General features: G+C 72.8%; 20 protein-coding genes and 1 tRNA gene. 13 read left to right on the plus strand and 8 right to left on the minus strand.

The window, feature by feature from the left end:
* On the minus strand, positions 1-179 hold a 179-nt coding region (locus ABT263_RS10765), incomplete at its 3' end, for an ATP-binding cassette domain-containing protein (RefSeq protein WP_352290031.1).
* A 395-nt stretch (positions 180-574) separates the two neighbouring features.
* Here ABT263_RS10765 and ABT263_RS10770 point away from each other — a divergent pair.
* The 3 genes from ABT263_RS10770 to ABT263_RS10780 all read left to right on the plus strand — a co-directional run bounded on the left by ABT263_RS10770 (position 575) and on the right by ABT263_RS10780 (position 2,194).
* Positions 575-656 (plus strand) — tRNA-Leu (locus tag ABT263_RS10770).
* Between the two features lie 142 nt (positions 657-798).
* On the plus strand, positions 799-1,710 hold the full coding sequence (locus ABT263_RS10775; RefSeq protein WP_352289857.1) for a Bax inhibitor-1/YccA family protein: 912 nt from the start codon (positions 799-801) through the stop codon (positions 1,708-1,710).
* Between the two features lie 79 nt (positions 1,711-1,789).
* Positions 1,790-2,194, plus strand: coding sequence for a hypothetical protein (locus ABT263_RS10780; RefSeq protein WP_352289860.1), 405 nt, complete (start codon positions 1,790-1,792; stop codon positions 2,192-2,194).
* A 204-nt stretch (positions 2,195-2,398) separates the two neighbouring features.
* Here ABT263_RS10780 and ABT263_RS10785 read toward each other — a convergent pair whose 3' ends face one another.
* The 3 genes from ABT263_RS10785 to ABT263_RS10795 form a co-directional block, all read right to left on the minus strand.
* Complete coding sequence (locus ABT263_RS10785) at positions 2,399-3,352, minus strand: hypothetical protein (RefSeq protein ID WP_352289863.1); 954 nt, start codon at positions 3,350-3,352, stop codon at positions 2,399-2,401.
* 292 nt (positions 3,353-3,644) lie between these two features.
* On the minus strand, positions 3,645-4,865 hold the full coding sequence (locus ABT263_RS10790) for an acetyl-CoA C-acetyltransferase (protein ID WP_352289866.1): 1,221 nt from the start codon (positions 4,863-4,865) through the stop codon (positions 3,645-3,647).
* 111 nt (positions 4,866-4,976) lie between these two features.
* Positions 4,977-6,071 (minus strand): SGNH/GDSL hydrolase family protein, encoded by a 1,095-nt coding sequence (locus ABT263_RS10795; RefSeq protein WP_352289869.1) that lies wholly within the window; start codon positions 6,069-6,071, stop codon positions 4,977-4,979.
* 282 nt (positions 6,072-6,353) lie between these two features.
* Here ABT263_RS10795 and ABT263_RS10800 point away from each other — a divergent pair, with 282 nt between their 5' ends.
* The 4 genes from ABT263_RS10800 to ABT263_RS10815 all read left to right on the plus strand — a co-directional run bounded on the left by ABT263_RS10800 (position 6,354) and on the right by ABT263_RS10815 (position 10,730).
* The gene (locus tag ABT263_RS10800; RefSeq protein WP_329489355.1) at positions 6,354-7,754 is read left to right on the plus strand and encodes a cystathionine beta-synthase; all 1,401 of its coding nucleotides are present in this window, start codon (positions 6,354-6,356) and stop codon (positions 7,752-7,754) included.
* Between the two features lie 563 nt (positions 7,755-8,317).
* Positions 8,318-8,656: a hypothetical protein gene (locus tag ABT263_RS10805; RefSeq protein WP_329489356.1), complete on the plus strand. Its 339-nt coding sequence runs from the start codon at positions 8,318-8,320 to the stop codon at positions 8,654-8,656.
* A gap of 188 nt (positions 8,657-8,844) precedes the next feature.
* Positions 8,845-10,131 carry a L,D-transpeptidase gene (locus tag ABT263_RS10810; protein ID WP_329489357.1) on the plus strand — a complete coding sequence of 429 codons (1,287 nt, stop codon included), beginning with the start codon at positions 8,845-8,847 and terminating at the stop codon, positions 10,129-10,131.
* Between the two features lie 107 nt (positions 10,132-10,238).
* The gene (locus ABT263_RS10815; RefSeq protein WP_352289872.1) at positions 10,239-10,730 is read left to right on the plus strand and encodes a DUF1203 domain-containing protein; all 492 of its coding nucleotides are present in this window, start codon (positions 10,239-10,241) and stop codon (positions 10,728-10,730) included.
* An 18-nt stretch (positions 10,731-10,748) separates the two neighbouring features.
* Here ABT263_RS10815 and msrA read toward each other — a convergent pair whose 3' ends face one another.
* Positions 10,749-11,414 carry a peptide-methionine (S)-S-oxide reductase MsrA gene (gene msrA / locus ABT263_RS10820; protein ID WP_352290033.1) on the minus strand — a complete coding sequence of 222 codons (666 nt, stop codon included), beginning with the start codon at positions 11,412-11,414 and terminating at the stop codon, positions 10,749-10,751.
* A gap of 143 nt (positions 11,415-11,557) precedes the next feature.
* Here msrA and ABT263_RS10825 point away from each other — a divergent pair, with 143 nt between their 5' ends.
* Positions 11,558-12,712, plus strand: coding sequence for a cystathionine gamma-synthase (locus ABT263_RS10825; RefSeq protein WP_352289875.1), 1,155 nt, complete (start codon positions 11,558-11,560; stop codon positions 12,710-12,712).
* A gap of 6 nt (positions 12,713-12,718) precedes the next feature.
* Here the strand turns inward: ABT263_RS10825 and ABT263_RS10830 are convergent, their stop codons facing one another.
* Positions 12,719-13,198, minus strand: a complete 480-nt coding sequence (locus ABT263_RS10830; protein ID WP_329489360.1) for a MarR family winged helix-turn-helix transcriptional regulator — start codon at positions 13,196-13,198, stop codon at positions 12,719-12,721.
* A 122-nt stretch (positions 13,199-13,320) separates the two neighbouring features.
* Here ABT263_RS10830 and ilvA point away from each other — a divergent pair, with 122 nt between their 5' ends.
* From ilvA to ABT263_RS10845, 3 genes are all read left to right on the plus strand, one after another.
* Positions 13,321-14,532 carry a threonine ammonia-lyase gene (gene ilvA / locus ABT263_RS10835; protein ID WP_352289878.1) on the plus strand — a complete coding sequence of 404 codons (1,212 nt, stop codon included), beginning with the start codon at positions 13,321-13,323 and terminating at the stop codon, positions 14,530-14,532.
* A gap of 169 nt (positions 14,533-14,701) precedes the next feature.
* Positions 14,702-15,772: an ATP-binding cassette domain-containing protein gene (locus ABT263_RS10840; protein ID WP_352289881.1), complete on the plus strand. Its 1,071-nt coding sequence runs from the start codon at positions 14,702-14,704 to the stop codon at positions 15,770-15,772.
* Between the two features lies 1 nt (position 15,773).
* Positions 15,774-16,631 (plus strand): ABC transporter permease, encoded by an 858-nt coding sequence (locus tag ABT263_RS10845; RefSeq protein ID WP_329489363.1) that lies wholly within the window; start codon positions 15,774-15,776, stop codon positions 16,629-16,631.
* 74 nt (positions 16,632-16,705) lie between these two features.
* Here ABT263_RS10845 and greA read toward each other — a convergent pair whose 3' ends face one another.
* Positions 16,706-17,206: a transcription elongation factor GreA gene (greA, locus tag ABT263_RS10850; RefSeq protein WP_329489364.1), complete on the minus strand. Its 501-nt coding sequence runs from the start codon at positions 17,204-17,206 to the stop codon at positions 16,706-16,708.
* A 287-nt stretch (positions 17,207-17,493) separates the two neighbouring features.
* The gene (locus ABT263_RS10855) at positions 17,494-17,907 is read right to left on the minus strand and encodes a DUF4307 domain-containing protein (RefSeq protein WP_352289884.1); all 414 of its coding nucleotides are present in this window, start codon (positions 17,905-17,907) and stop codon (positions 17,494-17,496) included.
* 271 nt (positions 17,908-18,178) lie between these two features.
* On the opposite strand from ABT263_RS10855, the gene mca reads away from it, so the two are divergent.
* Entirely contained in the window at positions 18,179-19,084 is a 906-nt protein-coding gene (gene mca / locus ABT263_RS10860; RefSeq protein ID WP_352289887.1) for a mycothiol conjugate amidase Mca, read from the plus strand.
* 49 nt (positions 19,085-19,133) lie between these two features.
* On the plus strand, positions 19,134-19,325 hold the full coding sequence (locus ABT263_RS10865) for a hypothetical protein (protein WP_329489368.1): 192 nt from the start codon (positions 19,134-19,136) through the stop codon (positions 19,323-19,325).
* Positions 19,326-19,328 lie beyond the last annotated feature (3 nt).

Genomic DNA, 19,328 nt, shown 5'->3' on the forward strand with positions numbered 1-19,328 from the left:
GTGGACTTGCCGGAGCCGGAGGGGCCCATGATGGCGGTGAACTCGCCCTGCGGGAACGTCACGCTGACGTTGTCGAGCGCGACGACGCGGGTCTCTCCGTCCCCGTAGACCTTGTTGAGGCCGGTGGCGCGGGCGGCCGCCCGGCCGGTACGGACGGCGGTTGCGGTCGACGTGGTCACGGGGGGTGCTCCTTGGGGTCGGGCTGCGGACGGCGCCGGGGGTGCGGGACGGCTCCGGAGGGCCGGTCTGCGCAGGGGTTCGGCGGTATCTCCATGCTCGGCCACGTGGTCACGGCTTCTCGTCGCTCCGCCGGACGGTTGGCCTGACCACCGCTGGGCGTACGTCCGGAGAAAGCCCTCATCCTCGGGTATGACGTCAACCCTTACCTGATCCCGCTGGCCGGATAGCACGCTCGGATTGGCCAAATCACGAACTGTTCGTCAGATGGCAAGGAAACATGACAACTTCCCTGGCTGGGAACATGCGAAAGGGGGAGGCGGGCGACTAGGCTCGGGGATGGCCCGCACGGGGACGGAGCACCACCTCCGACTGTCGGCAGGGCAGGTCCTTGAAGGCCCGGATGGTGGAACGCAGACACGGGCAGCTTAAAACTGCTTGGCCGTGAGGCCGTGCCGGTTCGAGTCCGGCTCCGGGCACCGCTCGACCCGCGGGGACGCCACCGGGCGTCCCCGCCGGGCGCCGCTCCCCGGATCCTCCTTGCGGCGTATCCCTATTCTTTTGCCAACCCATTACCCTTGTGGTGCGGGCGGTGCAGTGCCGCCACGGAGGGAATGAGCAATGAGAAGCAGCAACCCGGTCTTCTCGCGGGAGGGGTCCTTCACCCGCGAGCCCGGCTACGCGGGTTTCGGTACCACGCAGGCCCCGCCGGCCGGGAGCCCGTACGCCGCAGGCCCCCCCGGCCAGAGCGGCCCGTACGGCGACAACCCGTACGGCAACAACCCCTACGCCCAGCAGCCGCAGGGCCAGGCTCCGCTGACCGACGAGCAGCTGGTCGAGATGTACGGCGCGCCGTCCGCCGGCCCGCTGGACACCGGGCGGATGACGCTCGACGACGTCGTCGCACGCACCGCCATGACGCTGCTCACCCTGGTCGCCTTCGGCGGGCTGGCCTGGTTCGCGCTGCCGGACCGGAACTTCGGCCTGGCCATCGGCGCCTCGCTGATCGCCTTCGTGGTCGGCCTGGTGATCTCGTTCAAGCGGAGTGTCAGCCCGCCGCTGATCCTGCTCTACGCGGGCCTGGAGGGCTTCGCGCTCGGTGCCGTCACCAAGGTGTTCAACACCATCTGGCCGGGCATCGCGATCCAGGCGGTACTGGGCACGGCGGCGGTCTTCGCGGCGATGCTGATCGCCTACAAGACCGGCCGGATCCGGGTCACCCCGCGGTACACGCGGATCGGCATCGCGATCGCCATGGGCTTCGTGCTCCTGCTGCTGGTCAACGCGGTCGCGTCGATGTTCGGTGCGGAGATGGGGCTGCGCTCCGGCCCGCTGGGCATCGTGGTGGGCCTGGTCGGCATCGGCCTCGGCGCGTTCTTCCTCTCGCTGGACTTCGCGGCCATCGAGCAGGCCATCGCCCAGGGCGCCCCGCAGAAGGAGTCCTGGCGGGCCGCCTTCGGGCTCACCCTGTCGCTGGTCTGGATCTACATCGAGATGCTGCGGCTGATCGCGATCCTGCGCGGCGACGACTGATCACCGCGTCCCCCGCGCACTGCCGCCGGGCCCCGGAGCCTTCCGCTCCGGCCCGGCGGCTTTCGTCTAGGCTCGCGCCATGCCTGAAGCAGCCTCCCTCGCCGAAGCCGTCGACGCCCTGGCGGACCGTTTCCGCTCGATGCCGCAGAGCCGGCTGCTGGGAGCCGTCCCCGGCCACCCCTCCCGGGCCGCCGCCGCGCTGGCGCTGGCCGGCCGGCTGGCGACGGCGGCGCAGGCCGCCGAGGGGGCGGCGGACGGCGCCGGCGGACCGGCCGCGCCGCCGCGCGAGTTCCCGGACGCCGGTGCCTTCGCGGCCGGCGACCAGCTGGCCGTCGCCGGGCACGACCTGGCGGCCGCCCTGACGGCCCTGCCGGCCCAGGCGCTGGTGCCGCTCCCGGAGCCGCTGGGCGGCCCCGCGGCGGCCCCGGCGGTGCTCGCCCGGGCCCTGGCCGAGGTGGCCGCCACAGCCGCGCTCTGCGGCTGAGCCCTGGCCCGGCGGCAGCGGCCCGGCGGGCGGCCGGAGCGGAACGGCCCGGTACGAGGGCCCGGTGGGCGGCCGGTGCGGGCCGCCGGCGGGAAACGGCGGACGGGAACGCCGAGGGCCGACCGGATCGGTAACCCCTTGATCCGGTCGGCCCTCGGGTCAACGTCGGCCGCGGCTGTCGCGTCCGCGTCCGCGCGCGTGGTGTCAGATGCTGGCGACCACCCGGTCGGCGAGCACGTAGACGGCGTCGTCGTCGGTGGAGAAGGTCAGCGAGTACGAGCCGGAGAACCGCGAGCCGCCGAGCAGCCGGACGTCCTCGCCGGCCCGGACGGCGTCGATCAGCCGGTACGCGGTCTCCCGGTCGCCGGGGGCGACGCAGAGCGTGGTGCCGTCGGCGAAGGCGTACACGTCCAGCGTGCCGAGCGGGCCCGGGCGGACGTCCGTCAGCGCCACGCCCTCCTCGGCGAGGGTGGCCAGCCGGGTGTCGGTCCACTCGCGGGACGGCGCCTGGCTGGGCACGAAGTCCGGGTGCGAGGGGTGGCGGCGCGGGTCGGGGGCGGGCGCGGGCGCGTCCTCGACCATCGGCTCGGCGTCCAGCAGTCCGGCCTCCAGGCCGGTGGCCAGCAGGTCGGCCTCGCGGCGGGCCCGGGCGTCGCCGCCGACCTCGGCGACCGGGACCCCCGCGGGGTGCCCCGGGCGCAGCGGGGCGCCGCCGTCGGTCCCGGGCGCGTCGGGCTCGGCGCCGCCCTCGTTGATCAGGTCCTCCAGCGCCGACCGCAGCGCCTCACCGAACTCCGGGTCCATGGTGCCCGCGTTGTCGGCGGCCTCCTGCGGACCGGTCGGCCGGGGGAAGAAGAGCGGCCACTCGTCGGTGGAGCCGAGCACGCCGGCGAAGGGGGAGTCGAACAGTGGCGCGTCCTCGGCCGCGCGGGCCTCCTGCTCGGCCCAGAAGGCGCGGGCCTCGGTGATCTCCCGCTCGCGGTCGGCGGCGAGGGCCTCGGCGACGGCGCGGCGGATCGCGGCCTCGTCGACCGGTGCGGGCGTGGCGGTGGCCGCGGCCCGGGCGTCCAGCCGGCGGGAGAGCCCGCGGAGGTGGACCAGCACGGCGGTCGTCACGGCGATCAGTATCAGCAGGAGGAGGGTGTAGACGGCGCTCACGGAACGTACTCCTAGGGAGGAGTGGAACGGGGTTACCTCTCCACATTGCCCCATACGAGGCTGTTACCGCAGTGGCGAATGTCTAATTTGCCCGGGACTTTCGCTCTTGTCCCCAAATTGTTAGGTAACACCGTTCTACGCAGCGGAGTTGATCCGCTCCGCACTGTCGATTTCCGGGCCCGATTCGAAAGAAAAGAGGGCCGGATCGACCTCGCGGTGTGATCCGGCCCTCAATTACTGTGCGTCACTCCAAATGGGTGGTCTGGACCCTTCGGGGTTGACGCCGGGAGGTTCAGCTGAGCCGCTCGACGACCATCGCCATGCCCTGGCCGCCACCGACGCACATGGTCTCCAGACCGAACTGCTTGTCGTGCCACTGGAGGGAGTTGATCAGGGTGGTGGTGATGCGGGCGCCGGTCATGCCGAAGGGGTGGCCGACGGCGATGGCGCCGCCGTTGACGTTCAGGCGGTCGAGGTCGACGCCCAGGTCCCGGTAGGAGGGGATGACCTGGGCGGCGAAGGCCTCGTTGATCTCGACGAGGTCGATGTCGCCGATGGTGAGGCCGGCCCGGCGCAGCGCCTGCTTGGAGGCCTCGACGGGGCCGTAGCCCATGATCTCGGGGGAGAGGGCGCTGACGCCGGTGGAGACGACCCGGGCGAGGGGGGTGATGCCGAGTTCGCGGGCCTTGGTGTCGGACATGATGACGAGGGCGGCGGCGCCGTCGTTGAGGGGGCAGCAGTTACCGGCGGTCACGGTGCCGTCGGGGCGGAAGACGGGCTTGAGGCCGGAGACGGCTTCGAGGGTGACGCCGGCGCGGGGGCCGTCGTCGGTGGAGACGACGGTGCCGTCGGGGAGGGTGACGGGGGTGATCTCGCGCTCCCAGAAGCCGGACTTGATGGCGGCCTCGGCGAGGTTCTGGGAGCGGACGCCGAAGGCGTCTTGGTCGGCGCGGGTGATGCCCTTGAGGGCGGCGAGGTTCTCGGCGGTCTGGCCCATCGCGATGTAGGCGTCGGGGACGAGGCCGTCCTCGCGGGGGTCGTGCCACTCCCCACCGCCCTGCTCGGCGCGCTGGGCGGTACGGGCCTGGGCGTCGTCGAAGAGCGGGTTCATGGTGCCGGGCATGCCGTCGGAGGTGCCGTTGACGCTGCGGGAGACGGTCTCGACGCCGGCGGAGATGAAGACGTCGCCCTCGCCGGCCTTGATGGCGTGCAGCGCCATCCGGGTGGTCTGCAGCGAGGAGGAGCAGTACCGGGTGACGGTGGTGCCGGGGAGGTAGTCCATGCCCATCTGGACGGCGACGATCCGGGCGAGGTTGTGGCCCTGCTCGCCGCCGGGCAGGCCGCAGCCGAGCATCAGGTCGTCGATGTCGCGGGGGTCGAGCTGGGGGACCTTGGCGAGGGCGGTGGCGATGATGTGGGCGGTCAGGTCGTCGGGGCGGACGTCCTTGAGGGAGCCCTTGAAAGCCCGGCCGATCGGCGAACGGGTGGCGCTGACGATGACGGCTTCGGGCATGACGGGCTCCTCGCTGAGTGACCTTCGGGCGGTGGGGTGTCCGGGTGGCGGTCCGACGGGAACGACCGGGTGCGCGGGGGACGCCCGGGAGGAAAGTTACCGTCTGGTAGATCAGGCGTCACCCGCCCCGGCGTGTGAGCTGGCCGACGTGTTCCCGCGGTCGGGCCCGGCGGCCGGGGCCGACCGCCCGGCGGACCCCTCGGCGGCCCAGGTGCCCGGCAGGCCGACGCGCAGCCGGTGGCGCAGCAGGGCCCAGCGCCGGCCCGCGCCCTCCGCGCCGACGGCGGCCACCTCGGTGCCGGAGCGGCCCGCCGCGGCGGCCGCGGCCACCGCCACCGGCAGCACCGTCTCGCCCGGCACGGCTCCGGCCGGCCGCTCGTCCTCGGGCCAGAGGCCCAGCACCGCGCAGAGCGAGGGCAGCACGGCCATCGCGGCCGTCGCGTACCCCTGGGCCGACGGGTGGTAGCGGTCGGCGGCGAACATCTCCGGCCGGGCCGCGAACTCCGGCCCGAGCAGTGAGCCCAGCGAGACCGTCCGGCCGCCGGCCTCCACCACGGCGATGGTCTGCGCCGCCGCCAGCTGCCGGCTGACCCGCCGGGCCACCCAGCGCAGCGGCGGCCGGACCGGCTTGATGGTGCCGAGGTCCGGGCAGGTGCCGACCACCACCTCGCAGCCGTTGGCGCGCAGCGCGGCGACCGCCTCGCCGAGGTGGCGCACCGCGAGCTGGGCCGGGCTGTGCCGGGTCACGTCGTTGGCGCCCACCATGATCACGGCGATGTCGGGGCGGTGCGGCAGGGCGAGCTCCAGCTGGCCGGAGAGGTCGGCGGAGCGTCCGCCGGAGCGGGCCACGTTGACCAGCCGGACCGGCCGCTCGGCCACCGACGCCAGGCCGGCGGCCAGCAGCGCGCCCGGGGTGTCGCGGGCGCGCAGCACCCCGAGGCCGGCGGCGGTGGAGTCGCCGAGGAAGGCGAGCACCAGGGGCGGCTGGCCGGTGCTGCCGGCGTCGGCGAAGGCCTCGCCGTAGACGCCGTCGGCCCGGGGCGGGTCGCCCTCCAGGATGCCGATGGCCTGCACGGCCAGCTTGCTCTCGGTCAGCAGCACGCCGACCAGGCCGACGCCCAGCAGGCCGAGCCCGCCGCCGCCGTACGCCGCCGCGGTGGCGATGCGGCGGGCCACCCGGGCCCGCGACTCCTGTGCCCCTGGCATCCGGTGCCCCCTTCGCGTCCTCGTGCCGCCCCCAGTCGGAGCCGCCACTCGCGTTGCCTGTACACCTCCTACCCGTCCTCGGCCGTGCGCTATCGACGGGACTGGGCCATCCGTGGGCGCACCGCGCGGGCGGCGGTCGGGCGGCGGTCGGGCGGCGGTCCGGAAGGGGGCCGCGTGGGGGCGGGGCGCAGGTGTGACGCAGGGGAGGGCCGGGGCCGGTGGCACGGCCTAGGCTTTGCAGTACCGAAAGCACTCGCATGCCCACAGACCGGGAGGACCCCCGTGCGGTACCACAACTCGATCATCGACCTGGTCGGCAATACGCCCTTGGTCAAGCTCAACAAGGTCACCGACGGCATCAGCGCGACAGTGCTGGCGAAGGTCGAGTACTTCAACCCCGGCGGTTCCGTGAAGGACCGGATCGCGATGCGCATGATCGAGGCCGCCGAGGCCTCGGGCGCGTTGAAGCCCGGCGGCACGATCGTGGAGCCGACCTCCGGCAACACCGGTGTCGGCCTGGCGATCGTGGCCCAGCAGAAGGGCTACAAGTGCATCTTCGTCTGTCCGGACAAGGTGTCCACCGACAAGATCAACACGCTGCGCGCGTACGGCGCCGAGGTGGTCGTCTGTCCGACCGCCGTCGCCCCGGAGCACCCGGACTCCTACTACAACGTCTCGGACCGGCTGGTCCGTGAGACGCCGAACGCCTGGAAGCCGGACCAGTACTCCAACCCGGACAACCCGGCCTCGCACTACCACTCCACCGGTCCGGAGCTGTGGGAGCAGACCGAGGGGCGGATCACCCACTTCGTGGCCGGCGTCGGTACCGGCGGCACCATCTCCGGCACCGGCAACTACCTGAAGGAGGTCTCCGGCGGCAAGGTCAAGGTCGTCGGCGCCGACCCGGAGGGTTCGGTCTACTCGGGCGGCACCGGCCGGCCGTACCTGGTCGAGGGGGTCGGTGAGGACTTCTGGCCGACCGCCTACGACCGTGGCGTCGCGGACGAGATCGTCGCCGTGTCCGACAAGGACTCGTTCCAGATGACCCGCCGGCTGGCCAAGGAGGAGGGCCTGCTGGTCGGCGGCTCCTGCGGGATGGCCGTGGTGGCCGCGCTGGAGGTGGCCGAGCGGCTGGGCCCGGACGACGTCGTGGTGGTGCTGCTGCCGGACGGCGGCCGCGGCTACCTGTCGAAGATCTTCAACGACGACTGGATGGCCGACTACGGCTTCCTGCCCTCGGCCACCGACGAGGCGCACATCGCCGAGGTGCTGGCCCGCAAGGACGCCATCGAGCACGAGGGCATCCCGCAGTTCGTCCACATGCACCCCAACGAGACCGTCGCCGAGGCGGTCCGGGTGCTGCGCGAGTACGGCGTCTCGCAGATGCCGGTGGTCTCCCCGGGGGCCGGCCACCCCGACATCATGGCCGGTGAGGTGATCGGCTCGGTCGCCGAGAAGCTGCTCCTGGAGGGCGTCTTCGCGAACGAGATCCAGCTGGACGACACACTGGACAAGGTGATGTCCAAGCCGCTGCCCGTGGTCGGTTCGGGCGAGACCGTCACCAACCTGATGACGGTGCTGGAGAAGGCCGACGCGGCCGTGGTGCTGGTGGAGGGCAAGCCGCAGGGCATCGTCACCCGCCAGGACCTGCTGGGCTTCCTGGCCGCCCGCAGCTCGCACTGACGGCGGCTCATCGAGGCCGCCCGCCCAAGCGGCTGAGGGCTCGTCCGGGGGCGAAGTGGTACACCGGCGTCACCTGCGCGCAGCACGCGCTTAACACGCGTCGGGCATCGTTGAGGTCAACGGCAAGACGCCGAACGAGGCGACGACAACCGTCCGGGAGCGGCTCCCCGGTGGTCGTGGTCGTCTCCGGACACGTCGGACGGCCCTGACCCGGCCGGCCGTGTCCTGCCCTTCGTGCCCGGTTGCGGGCGCGGAGGGGCCCACCGCGGGGGGCGTCGTCGTCCCGCCCCTGTCCGGCTCCGGCCGGTCATCAGGGTGCGACGGCTCCCGCGGTCGTCACCGCGCCGTCTCGGCGCGTCTCCGCGGCTCCCGGGTGGGGGAGCCCCGGCGGAGACGGCAGGGCCGGTCCCTCCTCGGAGGGGCCGGCCCTTCCCGTGCGTCCGCCCGCCCCGTGGGCCGCTCGCCGGCCGTGCCCGCGGGCGCCCCGGCCGGGAACCGCCGCCCTCCGCCCCTCGGACCCGGCGTGCCTTCGGGCCGGAGCGGTTTCCCGTACGCTCGCACGCATGACCAGCACTGACACGACCGGCCAGGACGAACCGCGCTACGTCCGGCTCAGCATCGAGCTCATCGCCGAGATCACCGACGAGGGGGCCCTCAAGGCGGCGGCCCTGCAGCAGGTGGCGGACGACGAGTACCTCGACGACGAGGAGCGCGCCCAGTCCGTCGAGGCCATCGAGGTGGACCCGTCGGGTTCGCTCGCGCACTTCATCGACCCGGTCGCCCTGCTCGGCGACGTCCCGGGCGTCGAGCTCGCCTCGGCGACCTGGGAGTCCGCGCAGACCGAGTTCGACGCCGAGGGGGAGGGCTGGGACGAGTACACGGTGGACGAGCCCGCCGAGTAGTCCTCACCGACTTTTCGTCACGGCCCGCGAGTGCCCGGTCTGCTTTCGCAGACCGGGCATTTTGTCCATATTTGGCAGGAAGTTGAGTAGTCTCATACGATCGCCACTCGTCGGTGATGGAACCGTGAAAGGGCGGATTGCGTTTCTCTATCCGTAATGCCCGGGATGATCAGCAGGGAGAAGGCGACGTGACGGCACGGGACGGGCAGGGTCGGGCGGCCGGCGGGAACTGGAGCCGGCGCGGTGTGCTGGCGGGTCTGATCGGCGCGCCGGTCCTGCTGCTGGCGGCGTGCAACGACAGCAAGGGCGACGGCGGGAGCGCCGCCGGCCCGGGCAGCGGATCCTCCGGCGGCGGCGCCACGGGCAGCGGCCCCGCGAGCGCGAGCAGCGCGCCGAAGACCTCGGTGGCCGTCATCACCGTCACCCCCGCCGACGGCTCCACCGCCGCCAGCTTCAGCGAGCCGGTCCGGGTCACCGTCACGGGCGGCACCCTCGGCTCGGTCAAGGTCACCGACTCGACCGGCAAGGCGCTGGCCGGGGAGCTCTCCTCGGACGGCACCGGCTGGACGTCCGCCGCCGCGCCCGCCAGCGGGACCAAGTACACCGTCACCGCCTCGGCCACCGACAAGGACAAGCTGGAGGCGGACGCCAACGCCGTCTTCACCACGGCGACCCCGGCCAACACCTTCGTCGGCTACTTCACCCCCGAGGACGGCTCGGTCGTCGGCGTCGGCATGCCGGTCTCGATCAACTTCAGCAAGCCGGTGACCGACCGCAAGGCCGTCCAGCAGGCGATCACCGTGACAGCCGAGCCCGGCGTCGAGATCGTCGGGCACTGGTTCTCCAGCACCCGCCTGGACTTCCGGCCGCAGGAGTACTGGGCCAAGGGCACCAAGGTCACCGTGCAGCTCCGGCTCAAGGACGTCCAGGCCGCCAAGGGCGTCTACGGCACCCAGTCCAAGGACGTCCGCTTCACCATCGGCCGCGCGCAGACCAGCGTCGCCGACCTCGCCGCCAAGAAGCTCACCGTCACCACCGACGGCCAGGTCAGCGCCGTCTACCCGATCTCCGGCGGCTCGCCGGAGTACCGCACCTGGGGCGGCAAGATGGTCATCTCGGAGCAGTACCAGCAGACCCGGATGAACTCGCAGACCGTCGGCCTCGGCAGCGAGTACGACATCGCCGACGTGCCGCACGCCCAGCGCCTGACCACCTCCGGCACCTTCATCCACGGCAACTACTGGTCCCCGGCGTCGATCTTCGGCAGCCAGAACACCAGCCACGGCTGCGTCGGCCTGAAGGACGCCAAGGGCGGCCAGGACCAGGGCCTGGACGGCTACAAGTTCTACAAGAGCTCGATGATCGGCGACGTCGTCGAGGTCGTGAACTCCGGCGACAAGACCGTCGAGCCCTCCAACGGCCTGAACGGCTGGAACCTGGGCTGGGCCGCCTGGAAGGCCGGCAGCGCGGTCTGAGGCCCCGGGCGGGCCGCCGCGGGCGCCGGCGGGGCGGTCCGGGGCCGTCGAACGCGACGGCCGAAACCCGCCGGACACCGGGCGGTCCGGGCGGCAGGCTGGGCGGCATGAGCGATCCCACCGCACCCGTCCCGGCCGTCCGCCCGATCGAGCCGGCCGTCCACCGCGCCCTGCTGGAACGCGACGACGCGGGGCGCCCGCCGGTCCGGTCGGTGGACCGGACCGGCGGGGCCCCGCTGCGCTGCTGCCTCACCCGGGCGCTGCCCGGCGACCGGATCGCGCTGGTCGGCTACGCGCCGCTGCGCCGCTGGGCCGCCGAGACCGGCGCCGACCCGGGCCCGTACGACGAGGTCGGCCCGGTCTTCCTGCACGACCACGCCTGCGCCGGAGCGGGCCCGGCCTGGCCGGCCGGGTACCACCTGGGCGCGCGGGTGCTGCGGGCCTACGACCGGCACGGCCACATCCTGGGCGGGGTGCCCGTCACCCCCGACACCGCCGAGGCGGCCGCCGCGGAGCTGCTCGCCGACCCGGAGGTGGCCGTGGTGCACGTCCGCGCCGTGGAGTTCGGCTGCTTCCAGCACGAAGTCCGCCGGGCCTGAGGCCCGGCGCCGGGCGGGTCAGTCGCCGGTGCGGGCCACGCCGATCGGGCAGCTGGCGCCGGTGCCGCCGAGGCCGCAGTAGCCGTTCGGGTTCTTGGCGTCGGACAGGTACTGCTGGTGGTACGGCTCGGCCGGGTAGAACGGGCCCGCCGGGGCGATCTCGGTGGTGATCGGCCCCAGGCCGATCGCCGTCAGCGCCGGCTGGAACGCCTCGCGGCTCGCGGCCACCGTCGCGGCCTGGGCCGGGGAGTGGGTGTAGACGGCGGACCGGTACTGGGTGCCGACGTCATTGCCCTGCCGGTTGCCCTGGGTCGGGTCGTGCGCCTCCCAGAAGGTCTTCAGCAGCCGCTCGTACGAGACGACCGCCGGGTCGAAGACCACCCGGACCGCCTCGGTGTGCCCCGTCCGGCCGCTGCACACCTCCTCGTACGTGGGGTTGGGGGTGTGCCCGCCCTGGTAGCCGACCAGGGTCGTCCAGACGCCGGGCAGCCGCCAGAACGTGCGCTCGGCGCCCCAGAAGCAGCCCAGCCCGAAGTCGGCCACCTCCAGCCCGGCCGGGTACGGGCCGGTGAGCGGGGTGCCGAGCACGGTGTGCGGCTCGCGCAGGGTGAAGCCCGGCGTCTCCCGGCCGGGCAGCGCCTGGTCGGCGGGGACGAGCGAGGTCTTGTCGCGGTTGAACAGCACGGCCTGCTCCAGCTGGGTCGGGAACCGTTGTGCAGCCTTCAACGCTCACGGCCGCCGCCGGATTCCGGGCAGCCCCGGCGCTTTCCGGACGGCGGCGACCCTTCCGGGAGGCGCACCGGCATTCGCCCACTACGCTCGTTGTCATGACCGAGCACCAGCTTCCCCAGGGCTTCGAGACCCTCGCCATCCACGCGGGTCAGGAAGCAGACCCCCAGACCGGGGCCGTCGTCACGCCGATCTACCAGGTGTCCACCTACAAGCAGGACGGGGTGGGCGGCCTCCGGGGCGGCTACGAGTACAGCCGTAGCGCCAACCCGACCCGGACCGCGCTGGAGGAGTGCCTCGCGGCGCTGGAGGGCGGCTCCCGCGGCCTGGCCTTCGCCTCCGGCCTGGCCGCCGAGGACACCCTGCTGCGCACCATCCTCAAGCCGGGCGACCACATCGTGATCCCCAACGACGCCTACGGCGGCACCTTCCGGCTCTTCGCCAAGGTCCTGACCCGCTGGGGCGTCGAGTTCTCCGTCGCGAACTTCCAGGACCTGACGACCGTCCGCGAGGCGCTGCGCCCCAACACCCGCGCGGTCTGGGTGGAGACCCCGTCCAACCCGCTGCTGGGCATCACCGACCTGACCGCGCTCGCCGAGGTCGCGCACGGCGCCGGCGCGCTGCTGGTGGTCGACAACACCTTCGCCAGCCCGTACCTGCAGCAGCCGATCGCGCTCGGCGCGGACGCCGTCGTGCACTCCACCACCAAGTACATGGGCGGCCACTCGGACGTCGTGGGCGGTGCGCTGGTGCTGGCCGAGGCGGGCCTCGGCGAGGAGGTCGCCTACCACCAGAACGCGATGGGCGCCGTCTCCGGCCCGTTCGACGCCTGGCTGGTGCTGCGCGGCATCAAGACGCTCGGCGTCCGGATGGACCGGCACAGCTCGAACGCGGAGAAGGTCGCCGAGCTGCTGGCGGGCCACCCCAAGGTGAGCCAGGTGCTCTACCCGGGCCTGCCCGAGCACCCCGGCCACGACATCGCCGCCAAGCAGATGAAGGCGTTCGGCGGCATGGTCTCGTTCCGCGTCAACGGCGGCGAGGAGGCGGCGGTCGAGGTCTGCAACCGCACGCAGCTCTTCACCCTCGGCGAGTCGCTGGGCGGCGTCGAGTCGCTGATCGAGCACCCGGGCCGGATGACCCACGCCTCGGTGGCCGGTTCGGCCCTGGAGGTGCCCGCCGACCTGGTGCGCGTCTCGGTCGGCATCGAGTCGATCGACGACCTGCTGGCCGACCTCCAGCAGGCCCTCGGCTGACGGTGCCTAGCCGCCCTGCCGGCCCGCCGTGTACGACTCCATGGAGTGGTTGAAGCGGGCCAGCAGGGCGCAGAACGCGCGCTGTTCCTCGGGCGGCCAGTCGGCCACCAGCCGGCGGGCCAACTCGGCCCGCCCGGCCCGGACTTCGGCCAGCCGGCGGGCACCGATGGGGGAGAGGGCGAGCCGTACGGCCCGGCGGTCGGCCGGGTCCTGGACCCGGCCGACCAGCCCGGCCGCGACCAGCGGGGCGACCTGCCGGGTGACGGTGGAGGAGTCGACGCCCAGGGCGTCGGCCAGGGCCTTGACGTTGGCGGGTCCGTGCCGCTCCAGCCGGTCGAGCAGCAGATAGGCGGCCCGGTCCAGGACGCCCACCCCGTCGGAGCTGCGGACCTGTTCCATGCGCCGGGCGAACACCGCCAGCTGGTACTGGAGTTGGGCGTGCAGGGGGTCGGTGCGGTCGGTGGCCTGGGGCGAGGTCGTCGTCATCGCGGCTCACGATCGTCGTGCGGTGAGGGAGGCTCAGGACCAGCAGCGTACGCGGGCCGGGCGGGCCCGGGAACAGTGCCGACATCCCGGGTTGGCACTCCCGCCCGCCGTAGGCTGGCGCCATGCACAGCTGGCCGATCACCATCGACGATGTCCGCGGCGCCCAGAAGATGCTCGCCGGGGTCGCCCGGGTGACACCGATGGAGGGCAGCCGGCACCTGTCCGCACTGATCGGCGCGCCGGTCCACCTGAAGTGCGAGAACCTCCAGCGCACCGGTTCGTTCAAGCTGCGCGGGGCGTACGTGCGGATCGCGGGGCTCTCGCCGGTGCAGCGGGCCGGCGGGGTGGTCGCGGCGAGCGCCGGGAACCACGCCCAGGGCGTGGCGCTGGCGGCCGCGCTGCTCGGGGTCCGCTCGACGGTCTTCATGCCGGTGGCCGCGCCGCTGCCCAAGGTCGCGGCGACCCGCGAGTACGGCGCCGAGGTCCGGCTCTCCGGTGCCACGGTGGACGAGGCGCTGCGGGCCGCGCAGCGCTACTCGGAGGCGACCGGCGCGGTCTTCATCCACCCCTTCGACCACTGGGACGTGGTCACCGGGCAGGCCACCGTCGGCCTGGAGATCCTGGAGCAGTGCCCGGAGGTGCGCACCATCCTGGTCGGGGTGGGCGGCGGCGGGCTGCTGGCCGGGATCGCGGCGGCGGTGAAGCCGATCCGCCCGGACGTGCGGGTGATCGGGGTGCAGGCGGCCGCCGCGGCCGCGTACCCGCCCTCGCTGGCGGCGGGCCGGCCCGTGACGCTGGAGCGCTACGCCACCATGGCGGACGGGATCATGGTCGGCCGGCCCGGGGACATCCCGTTCGAGGTGATCAACGCCCTGGCGGACGGTGTGCGGACGGTCTCCGAGGACTCCCTCTCGCGGGCCCTGCTGCTCGGCCTGGAGCGGCTGAAGCTGGTGGTGGAGCCGGCCGGGGCGAGCCCGGTGGCGGCCCTGCTGGAGCAGCCGGAGTCCTTCGAGGGCCCGGTGGTGGCGGTGCTCTCGGGCGGCAACATCGACCCGCAGCTGATGCAGCGGGTGCTGCGGCACGGTCTGGCGGCGGCCGGGCGCTACCTGTCGCTGCGGGTGCGGCTGGCGGACCGGCCGGGCGCGCTGGCGGACCTGCTCGGGGTGCTCACCCGGGTGGACGCGAACGTGCTGGACGTGGCGCACGTGCGGATCGACCCGCAGCTCGGGCTGGCCGAGGTCGAGGTGGACCTCCATCTGGAGACCAAGGGGCCCGAGCACTGCGCGGTGGTGGTCGGGGAACTGCGCGAAGCCGGGTACGTCGTCTCGCACTGAGCGCGCGCGCCCGGCGCCGGATGCCTCCGGCCCCTCGGAGCGGCGGCCGAGTCGCCCGCCCGGCGAGGACCGAGTCGCCCGCCTGCCCGCATTCGGGGCAGAGTGGGACAGACCACTGGAATTCGCCCAAGCGACAGCGCCCCTGTCGTCCGAGGAGATGAGGCAGGCCATGGCGCCAGCCATCCAAGCCGAGAACCTGGTGAAGACCTTCGGTGACGTACGAGCCCTGGACGGCGTCAGCCTCGACGTCCCCGAGGGCACGGTGCTGGGGCTGCTCGGCCCGAACGGAGCCGGCAAGACCACCACCGTGCGCGTCCTCACGACCCTGCTCCGGCCCGATTCCGGCCGTGCGGTGGTCGCCGGGGTCGACGTCCTCAAACACCCCAACCAGGTGCGCAGCCTGATCGGCCTCTCCGGCCAGTACGCCGCCGTCGACGAGTACCTCACCGGGTTCGAGAACCTGCAGATGGTCGGCGAGCTGTACCAGATGACCGGCCGGGCGGCGAAGGCCCGGGCGCTGGAGCTGCTGGAGTGGTTCAACCTCTCCGAGGCCAGGGACCGCACCGCCAAGACCTACTCCGGCGGCATGCGGCGCCGGCTCGACCTGGCCGCCGCGCTGGTGGTCCGGCCGCCGGTGATGTTCCTGGACGAGCCGACCACCGGACTCGACCCGCGCAACCGGCTGGCCCTCTGGGAGGTCATCGAGACCCTGGTGGAGCAGGGCACCACCCTGCTGCTCACCACCCAGTACCTGGAGGAGGCGGACCGCCTCGCCCACGACATCGCCGTGGTCGACCACGGCCGGGTGATCGCCCGCGGCACGGCCGACCAGCTCAAGGCGCAGATCGGCGGCGAGCGGATCGAGGTCGTGGTGCACCGCGCCGACCTCGTCGCCGAGGCCGTCGAGGCGCTGTCCGAGTACGCCAAGGGCGATCCGGCGGTGGAGAGGAACACCCGTCGGATCACCGTGCCGGTCAGCGGTGGCGCGCGAGTGCTCGCCGACGCCATCCGCGAGCTGGACGCCCGCTCCATCGAGATCGACGACATCGGCCTGCGCCGCCCGACCCTGGACGACGTCTTCCTCTCGCTCACCGGCCACGTCACGGCGGCCGAGGACGAGGAGGGCGGCGCCGCCGGCAGGGGCCGGGGCAAGGGGCACGGCGGGCACGGCGGGGGACGGGCCGGCGAGGACGGCCAGGACCCGGACCAGCAGGCCGTCCCCGCCGGAAAGGAACGGTGAGATGACCACTGCCACCGAGCACGCCATCGGCGGGGCGGTACCGAAGCAGCGCCGGGGCGCGGCGGCCACCCTGCACGACTCCTGGGTGGTCGCCCGGCGCAACCTGCGCCGGATGACCCGGATCCCCGAGATCGTGGTCTTCGGACTGATGCAGCCCGTGATGTTCGTGCTGCTGTTCTCCTACGTCATGGGCGGGGCGATCCAGATCCCCGGGACGCAGGCCAGCTCCGACTCGTACATCCAGTTCCTGATGGCCGGCATCTTCGCCCAGACGGTCACCTTCGCGACGGCCGGTGCCTCCGCCGGCATCGCGGAGGACATGACCAAGGGGCTGGTCGACCGCTTCCGCTCGCTGCCGATGGCCCGCTCGGCGGTGCTGGTCGGCCGCACCCTGGCCGACCTCTGCCAGACCGCCTTCACCCTGGTGGTGCTGGCGGTGGTGGCGCTGCTGGTCGGCTGGCGGATCCACGAGGGGGTGCCGAAGGCGCTCGCCGCGTTCGGGCTGCTGCTCCTGCTCGGCTACGCGTTCTCCTGGATCGGCGCGCTGATCGGCCTCTCGGTCCGCAGTCCCGAGGCGGCCACCTCGGCCGGGCTGATCTGGCTCTTCCCGCTGACCTTCATCTCCAACGCCTTCGTGCCGATCAGCTCGATGCCGGGCTGGTTGCAGGGGATCGCCTACTGGAACCCGTTCAGCGCCACCGTGCAGGCCTGCCGCAACCTGTTCGGCAACCAGGTCGGGCCGGTGGACAGCGCCTGGCCGATGCAGCACGCGGAGCTGATGTCGGTGCTCTGGTCGGTGCTGATCACCGCCGTCTTCTCCTGGCTGTCGGTGCGCAAGTACCGCTCGGCCTCGGGCTGAGCCCGGCCGCCGGGACGCCGCGAGGGCGGCCGTGGACCTCGTCCACGGCCGCCCTCGGCGTCAGGTGCGGGGGATCAGCCGTTGTGCGGCTTGGCGTCGGTGACGGTGACCGAGGCGGCCTTGCCGTTCGGCAGCTCGTACGTCGCCTCGTCGCCGACCTTCTTGCCGTCGATGGCGCGGCCCAGCGGCGACTGCGGGGAGTACACGTCGAGGTCGTCGCTGCCGGCCATCTCGCGCGAGCCGAGCAGGAAGGTCATGGTGTCGTCCTCGTCGCCGTCGAAGGCGACCGTGACGACCATGCCGGGGGCCACCACGCCGGAGTCCGCGGGGGCCTCGCCGACCTTGGCGCGCTCCAGGAGCTGGGTGAGCTGGCGGATCCGCAGCTCGTACTTGCCCTGCTCCTCCTTGGCCGCGTGGTAACCGGCGTTCTCCTTGAGGTCACCCTCCTCGCGCGCCGCCTCGATCTTCTGGGCGATCTCGATGCGCCAGGGGCCGCTCAGATGCTCCAGCTCGGCCTTGAGCTGGTCGTAGCCGGACTGAGTGAGCCAGGTCACGTTCTCGCTGGTCTGGGTCACGGGTGCTCCTCGTAGGTGCTGGGGCTGTGCTGAGGGTGTGAGTCGTCAGCAGGGTGGCGGTGGAGATATCGGTCGTAACTACAAAGCAACGCCCGCTCCCGTACCTCTCGGTGCGGAAGGGGCGAAACCACGAGCCTAACAACTCCGGCCGACAAGCGGGAGAGTCGTCGGCGCGTCATTGACGACAGCATTGCGCCGAGATGTACAGGACCGGTGTGCGGGACATCCTGACGGATTCCCGCTCTTGCGATCGAATATGCGCCCGGGCGGGTCGCGATCGACGGCCGCTACTTCGCCGGCGTGCATCCCAGCAGCTCGGCGGTGGTGCCGCGGGCGGTGGTCCGCAGGCTGACCACGGCGTCGTAGTCGCCGCCGGCGGCCGGTACGGGGAAGTCGGCCACCCCGACCACCGCGCCGTTCTCGCCCTGCGAGCGGACGGTGCAGCTGCCCGCCGTGCCGTCGCTCTTGCGCACCGCCAGGTGCAGCTGCACCTCGGTGTCCGAGACGGCCTGGAAGGAGGGGACGCTGCCGTTGATGGTGGTCTCGCGGATCAGGTACGAGCCGCCCAGCCAGGCCACCAGGCCCAGCCCCAGCACGCCGCAGACCGCACCCGCCACCTTGAGACGGCGGTCGGACTCGCGGTCGCCGCGCCGGCCGTAGCGCCCCTCGGGCAGCTGCGGGGTGGTGGTGCCTGCGCTCATCGGGCTCAGTCCTCTCCGGGAGGTACCCCCCGCGGTGGTGCCGGGGGAATGCGACGCTCCTCCAGTCCGTCACTATAGGAGGGGCACGCCCGCGGCCGGTCCGGCGGGGGCGCTGCTCGGCCGTGTCGGCGTCGTGCCGGCGGCGTGGTGAGGTCCTGCCGCGGCGCTCCCGGCGGCGGGCCCGCGGTGACGCGGCCCGAACCGAGCGGCTCGGACGGTGGGCAGACCGGACTTCGCGGAAGGCCCAGACATTGTGGAAGGAACGCACGCGTTGACTGAGCAGTTGCGACTGATGGCGGTGCACGCCCACCCGGACGACGAGTCCAGCAAGGGCGCTGCCACCATGGCCATGTACGTCGACCAGGGGGTGGACGTGCTGGTGGCCACCTGCACCGGGGGGGAACGCGGGTCGGTCCTCAATCCGAAGTTGCAGGGCAAGCCGGAGATCGAGGAGAACATCCACGAGGTCCGGCGCAAGGAGATGGACGAGGCGCGCCGGATCCTCGGGGTCCGGCAGGCCTGGCTGGGCTTCGTCGACTCGGGCCTGCCCGAGGGCGACCCGCTGCCGCCGCTGCCCGAGGGGTGCTTCGCCCTGAAGGACGTCGCGGAGGCGGCCGAGCCGCTGGTCCGGCTGATCCGCGAGTTCAAGCCGCAGGTCATCACGACCTACGACGAGAACGGCGGCTACCCGCACCCGGACCACATCATGACCCACAAGATCACCATGCTGGCCTTCGACGCCGCCGGTGACCCGGACGCCTACCCGGAGTCCGGTGAGCCCTGGCAGCCGCTGAAGGTCTACTACAACCACGGCTTCCCGATGGGCCGGATCCGCGAGCTGCACGCGTACCTCACCGAGCACGGCCACGAGTCGCCGTACGGCGAGTGGATCGAGGGCTGGGAGAAGAGCGGCCGCAAGGAGCGCGAGATCACCACCCGGGTCCGCTGCGACGACTGGTTCGAGACCAGGGACCGCGCGCTGATCGCGCACGCCACCCAGATCGACCCGGACGGGCCGTGGTTCCGCGTCCCGCTGGACGTCCAGCGCGAGGTCTGGCCGACCGAGGACTACGAGCTGGCCCGGACCCTGATCGACGTCGACCTGCCGGAGGACGACCTGTTCGCCGGCCTGCGCACCCCCACCCTGGCCGCCGAGGCCACCGACACGCGCGACTGAACCACCCCCCGATGGCCCGGCTCCCCGTGAGCCGGGCCACCATAGAGATATGAGTGCCCCCGTGAACCTCACCCACCTCGCCGCCGAGCTCGCCCTCGACGAGACCAAGGTGACCCCCGGACTGCTGGGCTTCGTCGTCTTCGCCGCCCTCGGCGTCGCCACCTGGTTCCTGGTCAAGTCGATGAACAAGCAGTTCAAGCGCGTCGACTTCGTCGAGGAACCGGAGGCTCCGAAGGAGTGAGGG

The sequence above is a fragment of the Kitasatospora sp. NPDC001603 genome (assembly GCF_040298365.1).
Taxonomy (GTDB): Bacteria; Actinomycetota; Actinomycetes; order Streptomycetales; family Streptomycetaceae; genus Kitasatospora.